16 protein-coding genes are annotated in these 16,936 nt (G+C 33.9%); 11 read left to right on the forward strand and 5 right to left on the reverse strand.

The annotated features are described in order from the left end of the window. The 8 genes from AC07XN_RS10620 to AC07XN_RS10655 form a co-directional block, all read left to right on the forward strand. The coding region (locus AC07XN_RS10620) for a hypothetical protein (protein ID WP_494743045.1) at positions 1-718 on the forward strand (718 nt) is incomplete at its 5' end. Positions 719-744: 26 nt separating this feature from the next. Further along, complete coding sequence (locus tag AC07XN_RS10625) at positions 745-2,091, forward strand: hypothetical protein (RefSeq protein WP_494743046.1); 1,347 nt, start codon at positions 745-747, stop codon at positions 2,089-2,091. An 87-nt stretch (positions 2,092-2,178) separates the two neighbouring features. Beyond that, a complete protein-coding gene (locus AC07XN_RS10630; RefSeq protein WP_494743047.1) occupies positions 2,179-3,339 on the forward strand; it encodes a glycosyltransferase family 4 protein in 1,161 nt (386 codons plus the stop codon). Further along, positions 3,321-4,367, forward strand: a complete 1,047-nt coding sequence (locus tag AC07XN_RS10635) for an acyltransferase family protein (protein ID WP_494743048.1) — start codon at positions 3,321-3,323, stop codon at positions 4,365-4,367. The genes AC07XN_RS10630 and AC07XN_RS10635 overlap by 19 nt, the downstream gene beginning before the upstream one ends. Beyond that, the gene (locus AC07XN_RS10640; protein ID WP_494743049.1) at positions 4,364-5,524 is read left to right on the forward strand and encodes a glycosyltransferase; all 1,161 of its coding nucleotides are present in this window, start codon (positions 4,364-4,366) and stop codon (positions 5,522-5,524) included. Before AC07XN_RS10635 ends, AC07XN_RS10640 begins: the two co-directional genes overlap by 4 nt. Then, entirely contained in the window at positions 5,524-6,429 is a 906-nt protein-coding gene (locus AC07XN_RS10645) for a glycosyltransferase family 2 protein (protein WP_309918920.1), read from the forward strand. The genes AC07XN_RS10640 and AC07XN_RS10645 overlap by 1 nt, the downstream gene beginning before the upstream one ends. Then, positions 6,426-6,977 carry a WcaF family extracellular polysaccharide biosynthesis acetyltransferase gene (locus tag AC07XN_RS10650; protein WP_309918923.1) on the forward strand — a complete coding sequence of 184 codons (552 nt, stop codon included), beginning with the start codon at positions 6,426-6,428 and terminating at the stop codon, positions 6,975-6,977. Before AC07XN_RS10645 ends, AC07XN_RS10650 begins: the two co-directional genes overlap by 4 nt. Before the next feature lie 114 nt (positions 6,978-7,091). Beyond that, entirely contained in the window at positions 7,092-8,255 is a 1,164-nt protein-coding gene (locus AC07XN_RS10655) for a glycosyltransferase family 4 protein (RefSeq protein ID WP_494743050.1), read from the forward strand. Here the strand turns inward: AC07XN_RS10655 and AC07XN_RS10660 are convergent. From AC07XN_RS10660 to AC07XN_RS10675, 4 genes are all read right to left on the reverse strand, one after another. Further along, complete coding sequence (locus AC07XN_RS10660) at positions 8,252-9,331, reverse strand: hypothetical protein (protein WP_494743051.1); 1,080 nt, start codon at positions 9,329-9,331, stop codon at positions 8,252-8,254. The two genes, AC07XN_RS10655 and AC07XN_RS10660, sit on opposite strands and share 4 nt — an antisense overlap. A 202-nt stretch (positions 9,332-9,533) precedes the next feature. Continuing rightward, positions 9,534-10,706: a glycosyltransferase family 9 protein gene (locus tag AC07XN_RS10665; RefSeq protein WP_494743052.1), complete on the reverse strand. Its 1,173-nt coding sequence runs from the start codon at positions 10,704-10,706 to the stop codon at positions 9,534-9,536. A gap of 47 nt (positions 10,707-10,753) precedes the next feature. Beyond that, the gene (locus tag AC07XN_RS10670) at positions 10,754-11,740 is read right to left on the reverse strand and encodes a glycosyl transferase (protein WP_494743053.1); all 987 of its coding nucleotides are present in this window, start codon (positions 11,738-11,740) and stop codon (positions 10,754-10,756) included. Between the two features lie 218 nt (positions 11,741-11,958). Further along, complete coding sequence (locus AC07XN_RS10675; RefSeq protein WP_494743054.1) at positions 11,959-12,939, reverse strand: DNA/RNA non-specific endonuclease; 981 nt, start codon at positions 12,937-12,939, stop codon at positions 11,959-11,961. A 133-nt stretch (positions 12,940-13,072) separates the two neighbouring features. Here AC07XN_RS10675 and AC07XN_RS10680 point away from each other — a divergent pair, with 133 nt between their 5' ends. Further along, the gene (locus tag AC07XN_RS10680; protein WP_494743055.1) at positions 13,073-14,293 is read left to right on the forward strand and encodes a BaiN/RdsA family NAD(P)/FAD-dependent oxidoreductase; all 1,221 of its coding nucleotides are present in this window, start codon (positions 13,073-13,075) and stop codon (positions 14,291-14,293) included. Positions 14,294-14,350: 57 nt separating this feature from the next. After that, positions 14,351-15,172, forward strand: coding sequence for a purine-nucleoside phosphorylase (locus AC07XN_RS10685; RefSeq protein ID WP_494743056.1), 822 nt, complete (start codon positions 14,351-14,353; stop codon positions 15,170-15,172). A 404-nt stretch (positions 15,173-15,576) separates the two neighbouring features. Here the strand turns inward: AC07XN_RS10685 and AC07XN_RS10690 are convergent, their stop codons facing one another. After that, complete coding sequence (locus AC07XN_RS10690) at positions 15,577-15,903, reverse strand: tetratricopeptide repeat protein (protein ID WP_309918947.1); 327 nt, start codon at positions 15,901-15,903, stop codon at positions 15,577-15,579. Positions 15,904-16,069: 166 nt separating this feature from the next. On the opposite strand from AC07XN_RS10690, the gene AC07XN_RS10695 reads away from it, so the two are divergent. After that, complete coding sequence (locus AC07XN_RS10695) at positions 16,070-16,804, forward strand: electron transfer flavoprotein subunit beta/FixA family protein (RefSeq protein ID WP_309918950.1); 735 nt, start codon at positions 16,070-16,072, stop codon at positions 16,802-16,804. Positions 16,805-16,936: the final 132 nt, after the last annotated feature.

Genomic DNA, 16,936 nt, shown 5'->3' on the forward strand with positions numbered 1-16,936 from the left:
ACTATATTATTCTCATCTTTTCCCTGCCACCATGATGTCTGTAATTTTAATAGGCTTTGGTTTTATAGGTATTATTCACACACAAAAAGAAGGTATCAAAAACAAATTAGTGCTTATCTTCTGTATGTTATTAGTAATAAATTCAAGCTATGGCGTATATTACAATAACAAAAAGATGAATGCAGAAGAAAAAAATCTGGCTGATGCCATCAGTTGGGTAAAATCATTAGATAACAACGAGACAATTGCGTTAGAATTAGATTTTGATGGATTTATTCCAAAAAATTTAGCCTGTTTAGAAAGAGAGAAAAAAGCGAATATTAGCGAAGCCTATAAAATTGATAAACTTAGCAAACTGTTGAAAGTATCTATTACTGATTCTTTGCAAAGAGTACAAGCCATGCCAGTTATAGCACAGGCTTTTGCGAGTGAAGATGAAAAATTGATGGATGTAGAATATCAAGTATTGTTAAAAAACATTCAATCTGATACTTCAAAGCGTTTTAATACCTACTATTTTTTTGATACAAGCAGTATGATGAGCCACTGTATGCTCCGTGAAAAAGCATATCAGCAATTTGAACAAAACCAGTACCATTATATCATCACCACCAAAAAGTTGAATCAATACCAACCCATTAAAGCATTTGAAAAAGATGGAGGTGCAAAATATTGGGTGTATGAAAATAAAGGTTTTAAGAAAGTACTAGCTGAGTAACAGCTTAGATTTATTATTTTTGTAATATGAAAGAGTACTTCAATTTTAAATATAGTCGTCAATCTTTAGGTTTGTTCATAGTATTTATGGGAAACCCATTGATTTTCTTTTTTAAAGAATACTTAGGCTTTGGGGGTAGTTCTACTTTCACTATCGGTAGCTTATTTATAGGCTTAGTATTATTGATTTCCCCACGCGACCTCTTTAGGAAATTTTATAAACCTAATATTCCTATTACGAGGGTCGCGATGTTTTTCCTAATCATCTCGTTGTTAGCGTGTTTATTCTATAATCCCTTTTTTGGATACGATAACGACCGTACGGCCTTTACCAGAGATATAGGAAACTTTATTTTTATTTTCGCTTTTTATTTCTTGATAGTAGGCGTATCTAATGAAGTAGCCAATTATTTTCTGCCTATAGCACTTCTATTTACTTTTTTCGGAAGTGTTTGTTTAATCTATTCAATGGCTACCAACCCTTTATTTATTATTGGACAAAGAGCAACGGTAGTGTTTGGAGATGGAACAAGTACAGCCAGTGGAAACCCCCACGTGTATGCACGAAATGCTTTTGCAGGCGTGTTTGCTTCTTATTTCTTCTTAAAGTCTAGAAATATTCTGTGGAAGCTATTTGCTTTTTTTAACCTTATTCTCTCATTAGTAGTATTGATTCTAGCCCAAGCAAGATCTATTTTACTTGCTTTCTTATTTTCAGTAGCGTTATTTGTGTACTTCAATGTTGGGAAAGATACTGTCAAAGTATTTTTTAGGGCCTTATTCAAGCCGCTAAATTTAATTTATATCTGTCTGTTTTTTGCTGGTTTGCTTTATTTTATCAGTACGCAACAGCGGTTAATAGATATTATTGATTTATACTATAATACCTTCTTGGAGACTTTTTCAAAAGCATTACTAACAGCTTTTGGACTTGGGGGTGAAAAAAACGTCGATATGTCGGCGATGGGTAGGGTTAATAATATCGATTTAATTCTTTTTCTCTTTTCAGAAATTCCCTATGCCTTTATTCTGGGGGGTGGTTTTAGGTTTTTTTATGTAGATGTACCTGTTATTGAAACTTTTGTAGATTTAGGAATTGCTGGTGTAGTATCATTTTGTTTAATGAACTATATGATTTTTAAAGAGGCTGTTTATACATTAAAATGGAAAGTAAATCCATTTGCTTGTTTTATTGCCTATTTCTATATGACGTACTTTGTAGGGATTTTTACAGGTGGAGAACCCTACGGAACTTCCTATTGGTTTATATTCATTGTCGCCATTCGCTTTTTGGGAATAAAATACATAAAGGAAGAGCCTGAAGACGACTTGAAAGAAAATGAGCTTGCTCCTTTAGAACCAGCCGTTAAGTGACATCATTAATTTCTATCAATAATCGCCAGCAAACAAGGCTTATAGCATCGTAGATGAGATTCCTAAAGCTAATTTGCTTCTTAAAAAATGAAGGTTTTAATTGTTCATAATCAACTTTGGGCTCACTATAAAGCGATTATTTTTAATGAATTGCAATTAATTTCAAATCAAGAAAATGATTTTGAACTATTGGTTTTGCAATTAGCTAAAATTGAAAAAAGCCGTTTGAAATTTGATGATACTAGCTTGTTTAAGCATGAATATAATTATGAGCTACTTCATGATGGCGTGCTTGAAGAATTGGGCTTAAAACAGCGAATAGTAGGCATTTTAAAGACAGTTAGGACTTTTAAACCTGATATTGTCAACCTGACTGGTTATTATGATATAGCATCGTGGTTTATCTTATTGTATTGCAAGTTAAAAGGTATCAAAACGGTGCTTTCAAATGAATCTACAGGAGGAGACCACCATCGTAGCTTTTTGAAAGAATCGTTTAAATCGTTTATCATTAAACAATTTGATGGCTTCTTTAATTTTGGGCAATTATCAAAAGATTATATGTTAGCTTTAGGTGCTAAACCCGCCCAAATGCTTGTGAATAGGAATTGTGTAGATAATCAATTGCTCCGAAAAATTTACCTTGAAAATCATAAAGACCGAGATAAACAAAAAGCTATATTAAATTTACCAAAGCACAATTTTATTTTTGTTGGGCGACTGATTGAATTTAAAAACTTATTCAAACTCTTAGATGCTTTTAAGGTTGCTAAAGGAAATACTGTAGACCAAGATTGGGGCTTAATCATGCTAGGAGATGGTGACTTAAAAGCGGCTTTACACCAATATATACAGGAACAAACCATTGATAAAGTTTTCTTTTTTGAAGGGGTAAATTGGCAACAAGTACCCGCTTATCTAGCCCTGAGTGATGTATTAGTCCTGCCAAGTTATTCAGAGCCGTGGGGATTAGTAGTCAACGAAGCTATGGCTTGTGGTTTACCCGTAGCGGTTTCAAATAAATGCGGTTGTGCTAATGAATTAGTAAAAGAATCTGTCAATGGATTTACCTTTAATCCAAGTAGTGTAAACGAAATATCTGAAACATTGATAAAGTTTATGAATACCGAACTGGATTTATTAAAAATGGGGGAGGCCTCTCAAGAGATTATTCAGACGTATTCACCCAGTAATGTTGCCCAAGAAATGTTTCATGGATATAAAAGATTATGTCATCCAAAAAAGTAATTAATTCAATACAATTTTTAAGAGGTTTTGCGGCTTTTGTGGTAGTGTTTTATCATATTGGAGGCTACATAAAAAAGAATTTTCCTGTTAGTTTTTTAGGAGATTTTTTTGGTTTTGGCTTTGCAGGGGTTGATTTATTCTTCGTAATAAGTGGTTTTATCATTCATTTTACCAGCAAACAATATTTAGACCAGCCAGCATACTTTACTGAATACTTAAAAAAGAGGTTTTTAAGAGTATTCCCAATTTACTGGTTTGTAATGACAGGGCTGTTTTTATTAGGATGGCTCATCAGCAATGTTTTGAATAAAGATGTATTTAGTACGGCTTATCCACATACATTTTCAGCCTATTTCCAAACCTACTTCCTCGTTCCTTTTCACTTTGCTATTAATCCTGTTACTTGGACACTCAGCTTCGAGCTTTTCTTTTACTTATGCTTTTCATTATTAATACTTTCTAAAAGGCTTTGGTTTATTCCCGTAGCTATTTTGCTGGGTTCTATCGTGAACATGATAGTCGGTAATAACTTCAATAGTAGATATTTCAATTTTGTTTTTAGTAGTTATAACCTTGAATTTTTCTTTGGATTCTTGATTTGTGGATATTATGACAGATTCAAATTGAATAATATTATCTCGATATTTATTTTAATTTTTGCTCTTATCATAATCGTTAGCTTGGGTTTCGAAATTAGTGATTACGACTACTGGAAACGTGTTTTGGTATTTGGATTCCCTTCAGGGCTAATCCTGATTGCTTTGTTAAACTTAGAAGCCAACAAGGCTATCATAATCCCTAAATTTACTATTTTATTGGGCGATGCATCCTATGTTTTGTATCTGATACATTTTCCCATGTTACTTTTGTTGAATAAAATTCCATCAATCATTGGAAGTACTTTATCTGTCAACCAAACTGTTTATTATAATTATTTAATAGGCATCATGATTATCTTAGCGAGTATTGTGATGCATAAAATGATAGAAAAGCCACTTTCTAAATACTTGATGAATTTATCAAAATGATAAAACCTGTGAAGATTTTAAATATCTGTGCATATTCTTGGGACATCGGAGGCCCCCCAAAAATTATTTATGACCATGCCGTAGAACAAATAAAGCTAGGGGCAGAAGTAACGATTTTGACGCCATTTACCGAAGGGCAAAAACTATATGAATTACCCGAGGGTGCTAAAATAGTAGTTTGTAAAAGACACTGGTTGGCTAAATTTTGGGCAGAGTTTTCTCCTGAATTGTTTTTTTGGATTAAAAAACATGGTAATGAATACGATGTTATCCATATTCATGGACTTTGGCATTTTGCAGGACTAGCGCCTTATTTAGCAGGAGTTACTACCGCAAAATGTATCACGATTCATGGTTTATTAGACCGCTGGGCTTTGGCAAATGGCTATTGGAAGAAAAAGCTTTTTGGAGTACTTTTTCAAAAAAGAGTATTGGATAATACCGAACTGATTCAGATTAATAACCTAGATGAACAAGAAGATTTAAAAAACTTTTTAGGGCATACTCACCCCAACGTGAAAATTGTACCAAATGGGATGAATTTGAGTAATTTCAAAGAATTGCCACCGAAAGGAAATTTTAGAAAAAAGTATCAGCTTCAGCATGATAAAAAACTGATATTGTTTTTAAGCAGAATAAATATTAAAAAAGGCTTAGATTTGCTTCTGCCAGCTTTCAAAGAGGTTTTGTCTACAAGAAATGATTGTATGTTGGTATTAGCTGGCCCAGATGACGGTTATTTAGCTGAAACACAAAAGTTTATTGAAACGAAATCTTTACAAGAAAATATAAAACTAGTAGGAATGTTAGTGGGCGACGATAAGTTGGCTGCTTTTGCTGATGCTGATATTTTTACGTTACCATCGCATTCAGAAGGATTTTCAATTGCTACGCTCGAAGCCTTAGTTTCTGGTATTCCTTCTTTATTATCTGATAGAGTAGGCTTTGGGGAGAGTATTCGTGAAACAAACGCTGCTCATTTGGTAGAGCTCAATACCCAAAGTATTGTAGAGGGACTAAATAAGATGCTTGATGATGAAAAGTATTGCGAGTATATGGCCAATAATGGAAAAGCATTGGTCAAGGAAAAATATGATATAGCATTGGTTGCTAAAAATTTATTTGAAGAGTTTAAGAAAATCGCTAACAAAAATTAATGCAAGATATTTCCGTCATCATCCTAACTTTTAATGAAGAAAAACATATCAAAAGATGTGTAGAATCTTTGTTGGCATTTACAGATAAAATATTCATTGTAGATTCAGGGTCGACTGATAAAACTGTTGAGATTGCTGAGTCACTAGGAGCGAAAGTAGTACAGCGTCCGTGGGTGAATTATGCTATTCAGTTCAATTATGGTATTCAGAATAATCCATACAATACCACGTGGTTGATGAGGATGGATGCTGACGAGTATGTGTTGCCGGCTTTGGCGGAGGAAATCAACCTGAAATTATCAGGGACTGCTCCAGAGATAGGAGGGATGTATATCAAAAGAAGAGTGATATTTTTTGATAAATGGATTCGCCATGGTGCATATTATCCTATCTGGTTATTGAGAATCTGGCGAAGCGGACAAGGGGCTTGTGAGGAAAGTTGGATGGATGAACACATTACACTGACTAGCGGGAAAACTATTCAAATGGAAAATGATATTGTAGATCATAATTTGAATAACCTTACTTGGTGGACGCAAAAACATAATTTATATGCCATCAGAGAAGTAATTGACTTATTAAACATCAAATATAATTTCCGCAACTTCGAATCGGTTGAACCTAATTTTTTTGGTTCTCAGGAACAAAGAACAAGATTCTTGAAAGTGAAGTATGCTTCTATTCCCCTGTTTATTCGTCCTATCATTTACTTTATCTATCGATACATTTTTAGATTTGGGTTTTTAGATGGCAAACAAGGATTTATTTGGCATTTTTTACAAGGGTTCTGGTATAGATTTTTAGTGGATGCTAAAGTGTACGAAGTGTATCATCGTGTCGGAAAAGATAAAAAAGCGATTGAAAAATTCTTTAAAGATGAGTTTAATAAAGATTTAACAAAATGAAAACAACCGACTTATCTAAGTACGATAATTCTTGGTACAAACCGGGCAATTTTTTCCTAAGAACGCTCTGGCATATAATAGGTTCAATATTCATTAATTCTAACATACCTTTTCCTGTATCATTAAAGATTTCTGTCCTAAAATTGTTTGGAGCAAAAATTGGTAAAGGAGTAATGATAAAACCGCAGGTATCCATCAAATATCCTTGGTTTTTAGAAATTGGCGATTTTGTGTGGATTGGTGAAATGGTTTGGATTGATAATCTAACAAAAATAAGCTTGGGAAATCATGTTTGTTTGTCGCAAGGCTCAATGTTGTTAACAGGAAATCATGATTATACAAAGAGTACCTTTGATTTAAAAGTAGCTGAAATACATTTAGAAGACGGCGTTTGGATAGGAGCGAAATCTGTTGTATGTCCCGGTGTAGTAGCAAAATCGCATTCAGTTTTATCAGTAAACTCTGTTGCTACTAAAGACATGCAACCTTATATGATATATCAAGGAAATCCTGCGAAAGAAATAAGACAAAGACACATCAAGGGTTAAACTGTTTGGTGCTTTTGTATTTTAATCGTAATTTGACTAGCATTAAACCCTTCAACGTAGATTCTATAAGTATAACGCTTAATAGGCTTGCATAATTTTGAATGTATAATAGCAATGAATAATTCTTTTTGGACATTTTACAATAGTAACCTTTTTCATGTCATTGTTTCCACAGTGGTTGCTTGTGCTACATCAATTACAGCCATTCCTGTTATTATTAATATTTCGACACTTAAAAACTTAATGGCAAGTCCGATAGAAAGGAGTTCCCATCAACAAGCTACTCCTACTTTAGGAGGCGTAGCAGTATTTGCTTCGATGTTAATTAGTTACTTTTTATGGGAAAACCCAGACGAAGGTCAGTTAATACACCTCTCTATTTCTTCTATCGTTATTTTGTTCTTTTTAGGTGTAAAAGATGATATTCTTATTTTGGCTCCAAAGAAAAAGATGTATGTGCAGATTGGTGCTTCGTTATTAGTGGTAGTGCTTGGAGATTTAAGAATAGAAAACCTTTTTGGTATTTTTGGCATTTACTCCGTTCCTTATATCATCAGTTTACCGCTTACAGTTTTTGTCTTTATTGCGTTGATTAATGCCGTAAACCTAATTGATGGTATCGATGGACTAATGGGGGGAATTGGTATGATAGCAGGGGGATTGTTTGGAATTTGGTTTTATTTAAATGAACATTATGCTTTGGCTTGTTTAGCAGCCTCTATGGCTGGGGCATTGTTAGGTTTCTTAAGATTTAACTTTTCAAAGACATCCAAAATCTTTATGGGTGATACTGGCTCATTGATTGTTGGCTTTATTTTGGCTCTTTTCGCCGTGAGATTTATTCAGTTAAATGTTCAATATCGCTTCGACCCTAATAGTACTTTTGCAGCGCCCATATTGGCTATTATCGTATTGGTAGTACCTATTTTTGATACTTTGCGCGTATTCATTATTAGGTTGAAAAACAAGAAATCCCCTTTTGTAGCAGATAGAAACCACCTTCATCATCTTCTGATTGATAGTGGTTTAAGCCATTTTCAGGCCTCGATGGTACTGTGGTGTTTTACCATTATTTCTACGCTACTATTTGTTTTTATTAGCAAGAAAGCCGAAAATACTACGTCCCTTTACTTGTTATGTTTATTGTTTGTAGTTTACATGACAGTAGCACATTTACTAAAAACAAATAACCAAAAGCGTTTATTACCACTACAAAAAGAGACTAAATCGGAAGTTAAAACTGAAAAACCAGAGACAGAAGAAGTATTAAAAGCTTAATCTTGATTTAGTTTTTTAGCACTTTCTTTTATCTTTTGTCCAATTCTGTCTAGCACTTTTTTACTATTCTCTAATTGATCACTCACTGACAAATCTCCGCTATTGTATTTGTCCTGTAAGTCTTTTCTGATAGCTGTCCATTTGTCTTTTTGTTCCAATAGAGCAGTGTAGTTCTGTTGTTCTTTCGAATAACTGAAAGGCTTTACTTTTGATTTGGGACCTTCAGTAGGCACAGTACTTTTAGGCTCATCAAAGGTTGAAAAATCAGATTTTGATGTTTCTAATTTATTTGTGCTTTGTTTAGGATTTGATTCTTCAAAATTATTTGTCGAATTTTTAGCTGTTTCAGTTAGTTTATTATCTTCAAAATCATCAACTATAACCTGATTGTTTTGGATAGGTTGCAATGAATCTTTGGGTGTTATATCAACAGTATCTTCAACAACTACTTTATTTTCTTGACGATTAAATAGCATAGAAATATCAAAAGTGTTTTTCCTGCCATAAGAATAAGCCAACAAACTGAATATTACTAAAACAATTGGAATAAATAAGTATTTATCATTTGATTTAGTAATGAATGGGTTATTGTCATTGGAGATGACGGGCGTAACTACCTTTTTCTGATCTATTACTTCCAACACTATTACATTGTGTACATTATATACGCTATATGGAGTATCGATATTAGCGATTTTCAATAAATTCAAACAAGAATCTTTAACACCTGTACTGTTATGAAGAATTTCGTCAATCTCATCCTCAGAGATTTTGTTCATCAGCGATTCTCCGCAGATTAATATTTTATCCCCTTCTTCTAAGTGAAAGGTAATTATTTCTAATTTAGAAGGCTTGGCTAAATATTGTAATTTTTGACCTCTGCGACTGATATAACAATTTGTATCACTAATCCAGTTAATGAGAGAAAGGTCTCCGAGTTCCCAGAAAGCTTGAAGTTCGTGGCTTGGATTTGACTTTTTGGCTAATTTATTAATGGATCTCTGTATTTTTAAGATAGAGTTTTCCAAAGCCCGATAAGTTTTATCCGATTCATTTAATTCAGAAGGATTTGTCATGATTTTGGTATCCATTCAATAAAAACTTATAAAAAACTCAAAATATCTTTTTATAAAAGGGAAGGGTGTTCAAAGCTGAAAATAATACGCTGATAAATTATATTGTTTGTAAGAAAATTTAGGGCAAAAATAATGCCAATAAAGGTGTTTTGCAAACTACTTTCATCTATCATTCATATATAATTAAATTAAGTTTGCTATGTTAAGATTTTTTAAACTTAAATAATTCGTCCATTGCTTGAGGAACTATTTTTTGTAAAATTCGCTCGTTCAAAGAGGTAATATAATGAATCGTCATTTGCTCTCTAAATGATTTAACGTCTTTTGAATACTTATGGTCGTGAATGATATAAGTAGGTTTGGCATTAATCGGGAAATACTCTAAGCCTGTGCCTTCTTTAAACAAACATAGGGTAGTGGTTAAGGTGGAGGCAATATGAGCAGGGAAAGAATCTAGCGTAAGGGCGCCGATTGATTCTTTCAGCACAGGAATCATTTGTAAAATGGATAGTTTACCCACTGCATCAATAATTTTTCCAGGATATTTTTTTTCAAGTTCAACATTTAGCTTGCTAGAATATTCTGTAAGACCACATATCATAATTTGAACGTCTGGTCTTTTTTCTAGGATATAATCGCTGATTGTTATCCAAAATGCATTTGAAAACATTCTGTTTTTTGTGCCAGCTTCTGGGAAAATGATAAAATAATCTTTTTGGATGTCGAGTGTATTTTTCTCGTCAGCAGGCATTAATAAAATAGGTTCAATGTTTTTACTCGTTTGGGCAACCCCTAAGCTTCTTAAACTTTGAATCTGCTGATCAATCGAATGGAAAGGTGTAGGAAGCATATAATATTCTATGTCTAGTAAACTACCCATTCCTCGTGTACCAAAGCCTATTTTTTGCTCAGCATTTAAAAATGGTAACAGTAAATTAGCATTATAACCAGAATATCTGAAATCAAAAGAATGGGAATAATATAAATTTTTATGTTCAGCTAAAAATGTCTTGATATCATTTACATATAATTTGAATTTTGCAAAAATCGAAATGGTGCTTCTGTTGGTGCGGTAATGATTAATAAAAAATACTTTGTCGTATAGAGGATTATTTACAATTAAATTTTTACACCAACTCCCTGCTACTATGTGAATTTCAATATGTGGATGCTTATTCTTCAGCGCATTTATCATATAACTCATCATCAGCATATCGCCTAGGTGACCAAAATTAAAAAGTAAAATTTTGTTGGGTACAATGTACTTATTATGTTTAGTTTTTCGGAAAATAAAAACAAAGAAATCAACAAATAAGTCTAATACTCTTAGTCTTAGCTTAGTTGGTCTATTTCCACAATACTCTCTTTTTAGCATAATGTTTTATGAACAGGGGTTAGATTACTACCTTATAATAGTAGTATTTATTTATCCGAATTGATTAATTCTACTACTTTCCTAAAGGGCAATTGTAATGCTTTCCGTACTCTTTTATAGCGTTTTACTTTTGGCGGTTTAATATAAAAGCATGGAATCTTGATATAATAGTCATTAAAGTTTTCTTTTAATTTATTGGCATAGTCTTTAAAAAGAGGAACGATATCAGGTCTTTTTTCAAAAGTTGAGCGATCCTGATATTTCGAAACGCTATCGGGTTTACTTAATTGATAACCACTATAATGGAAAAATATTAAAGGCTCATTATTACTATAGAAATATTCTCCATGTTTAGTGATTTGCCGCTCGTGAAGATTCCAATAAGCAACATTATAGCCAGGGTGTTTTTCAATCAATACAGCATTTTTATAATAAATAGGAACGAAATTTATCCAGTGTTGGTCTACAAACAAACCATTGCACAAATCTATTCTACAGTCATTTGTAAGACGCTCTTTCCACCAGTCAATCATCTCTAAACTTTCCTTGCTTCTAGCAACAGCAATAAAGCCTAAATTGTAAATACCCGTGTTTAGATGTGCAATTTCTTTAGTATCATAATCATCGAGAATCGGCGATGTGATGTGTGGAGTAACTACAATGCTTTTTGTTTGTAAGCTTTCTGTTAATTTACTTAATTTTTGATAAACTATAATATCAGGGTCAAAGTAAATAACATTCTTGATATCTTTTCTATGCTTGAAAAAGTAGTCAAAGTAAAATGGTTTAACAGCAGTATTGAGTTCTGTAATGTCATAATTTTCGCACATAGCATCCAAACAATCAATACCAATCTTATCAATCTCTAGTAGCAGAAAAGGAGGAGTTTTTTCACTATCTAAGCTTACCTGATCAAGCCTATCCACTAATCCAATTACATATTCTATATCAGGGTTAGTTTTTTGTAGAGACTGCCCCAGTGTTTGGGCTTGGGCAAGATAATTTATGGAACAAATTGTAAAGGCTAACGTCATAGTTTTTTAAAAATTTAAGCTACTACTATGGTAATAAAGTTTAGGGTTAATTTAAAAGTAAGAATAAGTGTGTTTTTTGTGGAATAAACTTAATTTTTCTAATATTTTATCACAAATAACATTTTAATGCTATTCAAAAAGATAATATTTTCGAAAATAAAGTTACGACATTATCATTAAACAGACTCAAATATATTTAAGATGGTCAATAAAATAACTTAAAACCAATCTTCGGGTCTATTTTTTGTTTCAATTTTTTGCTCTAAACTATCGGGCAGTTTCTCAAAAAAATCAATACCAGTTAATACTTCAATGGAATCAATACTAACAGAAAACGATTTGATAGATTTTACAGAACCCTCATTTGGTAAGACAAATGCTATGGCTTTTTCGTTGTAAGGGTCGTAAACTATTTTATAAAAATGTGTCGGAACAGCCACTAAATTAATTTTTCCAATTGTTTTGAGCCCTTTTTTCAATATTGGCCCTGTGATGATAATCAATTCATTTCTACGAATAACCCACTGACGAATTTTGCTTTCTAAATTACTCCAAATTCCTCGATTAAAATCGGGGGTTTGTGGGGACATGTTCGACATATAGAAGGTTTCGTCTTCTAATGCCTTATCATATTTAAAATCTGCTGCAGGGCATAAGTGGCCACGGTCGTAGCCAGAACGTGAATAATCACGCGTATGAGCCGAACCTGTTTCAACGAGAGGGTCTTCAATAAATTCATTAGAGCGTGTTGCGTTGCCATCCACAGCTTCTTTAATCAAACGATGTAAAACCCAAGAAGCTTGCTCATATTCTTCACGATAATTTAAAATAAAGGCTGTATGACGAACAATCTCTTGATTGAATTTTGAAGAAGGAATATAATCATCTAAACTACCGCCGTCGCTATTTTTGGGCTTACCCTTATTATCGCCAAAAAGCTTTTCTTTAATGGTTTCTAGGACTGAACTTTCTATTTTATCTTCTATTTTTTTAGATAAATTATCAGTAATACCACCCGACTCTTTGTCTGTCTCCTCCTCATTATCCTCCTGTTTGGATTTTTCTTTTTCGGATGATTTTTTTTGAGTAGTTATTTTCTCAAAATCTTTTTGTAGCGACTTTAGAGGTGCAGGCTTTCCTAGGTAATACAGAACAATGCCAAGCAGGAGTAGGAAAAAAAGAAATTTGATTTTGCCCATGGTTTTAGGTATTCTTAAGCACCGTTTTAGATTATTAATAGATTTTTGAAAACGCTCAAATGAAATTTACCATTACATTTTTAGTAATTTTGTTTTTCAAGGAAGTACATAAAGGTGGCTTCGATAAGAATCAATGTCAAAAAAAAATATAATAGTGATTGGGGCTGGTGCCGCTGGTTATTTCGGTGCAATCTCGGCCGCTGAAAGTAATCCTGATGCGAAAATAACACTTTTAGAAAAAAATAGGACTGTTTTAAATAAAGTTCGTATATCTGGTGGTGGGCGTTGTAATGTTACACACGCTTGTTTTGATAATAAACAGCTCGCTAAGTTTTACCCAAGAGGAGGGAGCTTTCTGAAAAATTTGTTTACTCAGTTTAATGCTAAAAATACTGTTGAGTGGTTTGAAAAACAAGGAGTTAGATTAAAGACGGAGCCAGATGGCAGGATGTTTCCCGATACTGATAGTTCTGAAACAATTGCTAGTTGCTTGGAAGAAAAAGCTAAAAAGGTAGGTGTAAAAGTCATTACCTCTACAGGCGTTAAAGCTATATTAACAAATGAAAAAACAGTAACAGGCGTTGAATTGCTTAGTAGCGAAACATTGCCTTGCGATGCACTATTGATAACTACGGGTGGAAATCCCCAAAAAACTGCCTATCAATGGCTAGCTGATTTAGGACATCAAATTATCGAACCTGTCCCTTCTTTATTTACTTTCAATGTCCCAGATTCTCTTTTTACTGAACTTTCCGGGGTGAGTGTGCAGAACGCATCTGTAAGAATTGCCGGAAAAAAGATGCAACAAGAAGGTGCTTTATTGATTACCCATTGGGGGTTTTCAGGGCCAGCCATTTTAAAACTTTCGGCATGGGGGGCTAGAGAATTAGCCGAAGCAAATTATGATTTTACAGCACTGATTAATTGGAATCCTGAGTTTTCAGAAAACCAAATGAGAGAAAACTTTTTATTACAAAAAAAGGTAAGTCCGAAGAAAATCATCCAGTCGAATCCACAGTTTTCAATACCCTCACGGCTTTGGAAAAAGCTTTGTGAACTTTCCGATATTGATGAAACACTTCGCTGGATAGATATTTCTAATAAATCAACCAATAAATTAATTGAATATTTGCTGAATTGCCCACAGAAGGTGAAAGGAAAAACGACTTTCAAAGAAGAATTTGTTACTTGTGGAGGAATAAATTTGGCAGAGGTTAATCCGCAGACGATGGAAAGCAAGTACATTAAAAACCTATTCTTTGCTGGGGAAGTCTTGGATATTGATGCCGTAACAGGAGGCTTTAATTTTCAAGCTGCTTGGACGACGGGCTTTGTGGCAGGCAAAAATATGTAGGATGTTCGATTCTAAAAGAATAAATAGTTATTTCAAAATCAGCTAATTTATACCGATATGTATTATCAACAAATAGTAAAAACCGCTGAATTTATTCAGCAACAAGTACCTGATTTTAATCCTGATTTTGGTATTATTCTTGGCACAGGTTTGGGTGCTTTGGTGAACGAGATAGACATCATAAAGAGTATTAACTATGCAGACATTCCACATTTCCCTGTGTCAACGGTTGAGTTTCATCAAGGCAAACTGATTTTTGGTAAAATAGGCACGAAACATGTAATTTGTATGCAAGGACGCTTTCATTTTTATGAGGGCTATTCTATGAAGGAAGTTACTTTGCCTGTGAGAGTAATGCAGCAATTGGGTGTACGTCAGCTAATCGTTTCAAATGCTTCGGGAGGAATGAATCCAGCCTTCAAAGTGGGCGACTTGATGATTATCCAAGACCACATCAGTTTGTTTATGCCTGAAAATCCTTTGACAGGCAAACATATTTCAACCTTTGGCGACCGTTTCCCTGATATGTGCGACCCATATGATTTATCTTTAATCAGTAAAGCCGAAGCTATCGCACAATCATTGAACATACCCGTTCAAAAGGGAGTTTATGTGATGGCTTCTGGGCCACAACTAGAAACCCGTGCAGAATATAAATTATTGAGAATGTTAGGTGCGGATGCCGTAGGAATGTCTACTGTTCCTGAAATTATCGTGGCACATCAGATGGGAATAAAATGTTTTGGGATGTCTATCATTACCGATATGGGGATTCCTGAAACCTTACAAAAAGCAAGTTTGGAAAAAATTATTGCTGCTGCCAGTAAATCAGAACCATTGATGACTAAGATAATCAGTGTGTTAATCAAAGAATCCTAAAACTAAATCCGTGCTCTGTGGCACACAGAACACAACGCATGTTTTGTGTGTCACAGACCACGGATTCGGTTTAAAAATCATGTCATGAGTGGAATATTTCCAACCTTTTCTATTAGCGGGTGACTTAAATCCTATCAATTACCCACATCTTTTACAAAGTTGAAATGAAGAGCTGATTATTGATAAAATAGATTGAAATGGGCTTAAATCATCCTTCAAACCGAGCTTTGGTCGCCTCTTGTCATAGCTTGGCTACGTGAATTTCTTATCACTAGCGAGGGACTTAAGTCCCTCGCTAGTGATAAGAATATGATTATCAGGTGTTTATGGATATGTGGGTAATCAGTCGGACTTAAATCACCGCTAATAGAAAAGATGATATTTTCATTTTCAGATAACGTCCATTACATCTCTAATTCATCTAAAAATAACTGATAAGCCCCTTTCAATTCTTTCAAGGCTTTTTCATTACCTACTTTTTGGGCTAAGGCGATGCCATCAGTATAAATCTTTTCCGCTAAATTCGTTTCTCCAAATTCCGAAAATAAAGCCCCTGCATGATAATAAGTCGGCAGATAGTCCGGATGATTTTTCAAGAGAAACAAATAAATATTACCTGCTTCTGTGGCATCTGATTTCAACAATTCAGTTGCCAATGCATAGTGATTAAAAGGGTTTTCGGGTTCTTCTTCCAGAAACTGTTTTAGTAAAGCTAATCTGTTAAATGACATTTGATAAAATATTTATAAATAATAGTATGCTTGCATACTATTATTAAAACTTTTCGTTATTATTGTGATGAAATAAGGAATACTACAAATTAAACCTTTAAAAGTTAAATTTATCATGTAATTCTTGAAACAAAACTCAAAAGATTAACAAAATAAACGATATACAATGAAAATTTTAGTTTGTGTAACAAGTGTACCCGACACCACAGCGAAAATTTCGTTCACGGACGGAGATACAAAATTCAATAAAGCGGGCGTAACCTATATTACTGGACCCTATGACGATTATGCACTTTCGCGTGCAGTAGAATTAAAAGAACAGCATGGAGGCACTGTAACAGTGCTGAATGTGGGTGAAGCAGATGCTGAGCCTGTAATCCGTAAATGCTTGGCAATTGGTGCCGATGATGCCATTCGTGTGAACAGCGAGGCAACAGATTCTTATTTTGTAGCAAGCCAAATTGCTAGTATTGCTGCTCAGGAAAAATACGATTTAATTTTGATGGGACGTGAATCTATTGATTTCAATAGTGGTGTAGTGCATGGATTAGTAGCAGAAATGTTAGGAATTCCCTCTTTGTCACCTGTCATGAAACTGGATATTGAAGGTACTACAGCAAAAATTACGCGTGAAATAGAAGGAGGGAAAGAAGATTTAGAAGCTAGCTTGCCCTTAGTATTGGGCTGTCAGGAGCCTATTGCAGAATGGAAGATTCCGAACATGCGAGGTATCATGACGGCAAGAACAAAGCCTTTGAAAGTAGTAGAGCCCGTAGGTGAAGGTTTAACAAGTACAGATAAATATCAATTACCTGCACCAAAAGGAGCTTGCAAAATGATTCCAGCTGAAAATGCTGAGGAATTAATCACACTATTAAAAACTGAAGCAAAGGTTCTGTAAGTGATTAAAGGAATAATTGCAAATCCCTTAGGTTCAATTAATCTATGTAGCATAAAAAAAGTTGCGGTGCGAGTTAAAGTGTTGTATATCAAAATTTTGATTCACAACTCTTCACTCACAATTCACGACTCT

The sequence above is a fragment of the Arcicella sp. GW458-12-2-14-TSB2 genome, from assembly GCF_059423785.1.

What these genes read in the sequence shown, in the direction of transcription:
- AC07XN_RS10625 (WP_494743046.1), top strand. Translation starts at nt 745, where the DNA reads ATGAAAGAGTACTTCAATTTTAAATATAGTCGTCAATCTTTAGGTTTG.
- AC07XN_RS10630 (WP_494743047.1), top strand. Translation starts at nt 2,179, where the DNA reads ATGAAGGTTTTAATTGTTCATAATCAACTTTGGGCTCACTATAAAGCG.
- AC07XN_RS10635 (WP_494743048.1), top strand. Translation starts at nt 3,321, where the DNA reads ATGTCATCCAAAAAAGTAATTAATTCAATACAATTTTTAAGAGGTTTT.
- AC07XN_RS10640 (WP_494743049.1), top strand. Translation starts at nt 4,364, where the DNA reads ATGATAAAACCTGTGAAGATTTTAAATATCTGTGCATATTCTTGGGAC.
- AC07XN_RS10645 (WP_309918920.1), top strand. Translation starts at nt 5,524, where the DNA reads ATGCAAGATATTTCCGTCATCATCCTAACTTTTAATGAAGAAAAACAT.
- AC07XN_RS10650 (WP_309918923.1), top strand. Translation starts at nt 6,426, where the DNA reads ATGAAAACAACCGACTTATCTAAGTACGATAATTCTTGGTACAAACCG.
- AC07XN_RS10655 (WP_494743050.1), top strand. Translation starts at nt 7,092, where the DNA reads ATGAATAATTCTTTTTGGACATTTTACAATAGTAACCTTTTTCATGTC.
- AC07XN_RS10660 (WP_494743051.1), bottom strand. Translation starts at nt 9,331, where the DNA reads ATGACAAATCCTTCTGAATTAAATGAATCGGATAAAACTTATCGGGCT.
- AC07XN_RS10665 (WP_494743052.1), bottom strand. Translation starts at nt 10,706, where the DNA reads ATGCTAAAAAGAGAGTATTGTGGAAATAGACCAACTAAGCTAAGACTA.
- AC07XN_RS10670 (WP_494743053.1), bottom strand. Translation starts at nt 11,740, where the DNA reads ATGACGTTAGCCTTTACAATTTGTTCCATAAATTATCTTGCCCAAGCC.
- AC07XN_RS10675 (WP_494743054.1), bottom strand. Translation starts at nt 12,939, where the DNA reads ATGGGCAAAATCAAATTTCTTTTTTTCCTACTCCTGCTTGGCATTGTT.
- AC07XN_RS10680 (WP_494743055.1), top strand. Translation starts at nt 13,073, where the DNA reads ATGTCAAAAAAAAATATAATAGTGATTGGGGCTGGTGCCGCTGGTTAT.
- AC07XN_RS10685 (WP_494743056.1), top strand. Translation starts at nt 14,351, where the DNA reads ATGTATTATCAACAAATAGTAAAAACCGCTGAATTTATTCAGCAACAA.
- AC07XN_RS10690 (WP_309918947.1), bottom strand. Translation starts at nt 15,903, where the DNA reads ATGTCATTTAACAGATTAGCTTTACTAAAACAGTTTCTGGAAGAAGAA.
- AC07XN_RS10695 (WP_309918950.1), top strand. Translation starts at nt 16,070, where the DNA reads ATGAAAATTTTAGTTTGTGTAACAAGTGTACCCGACACCACAGCGAAA.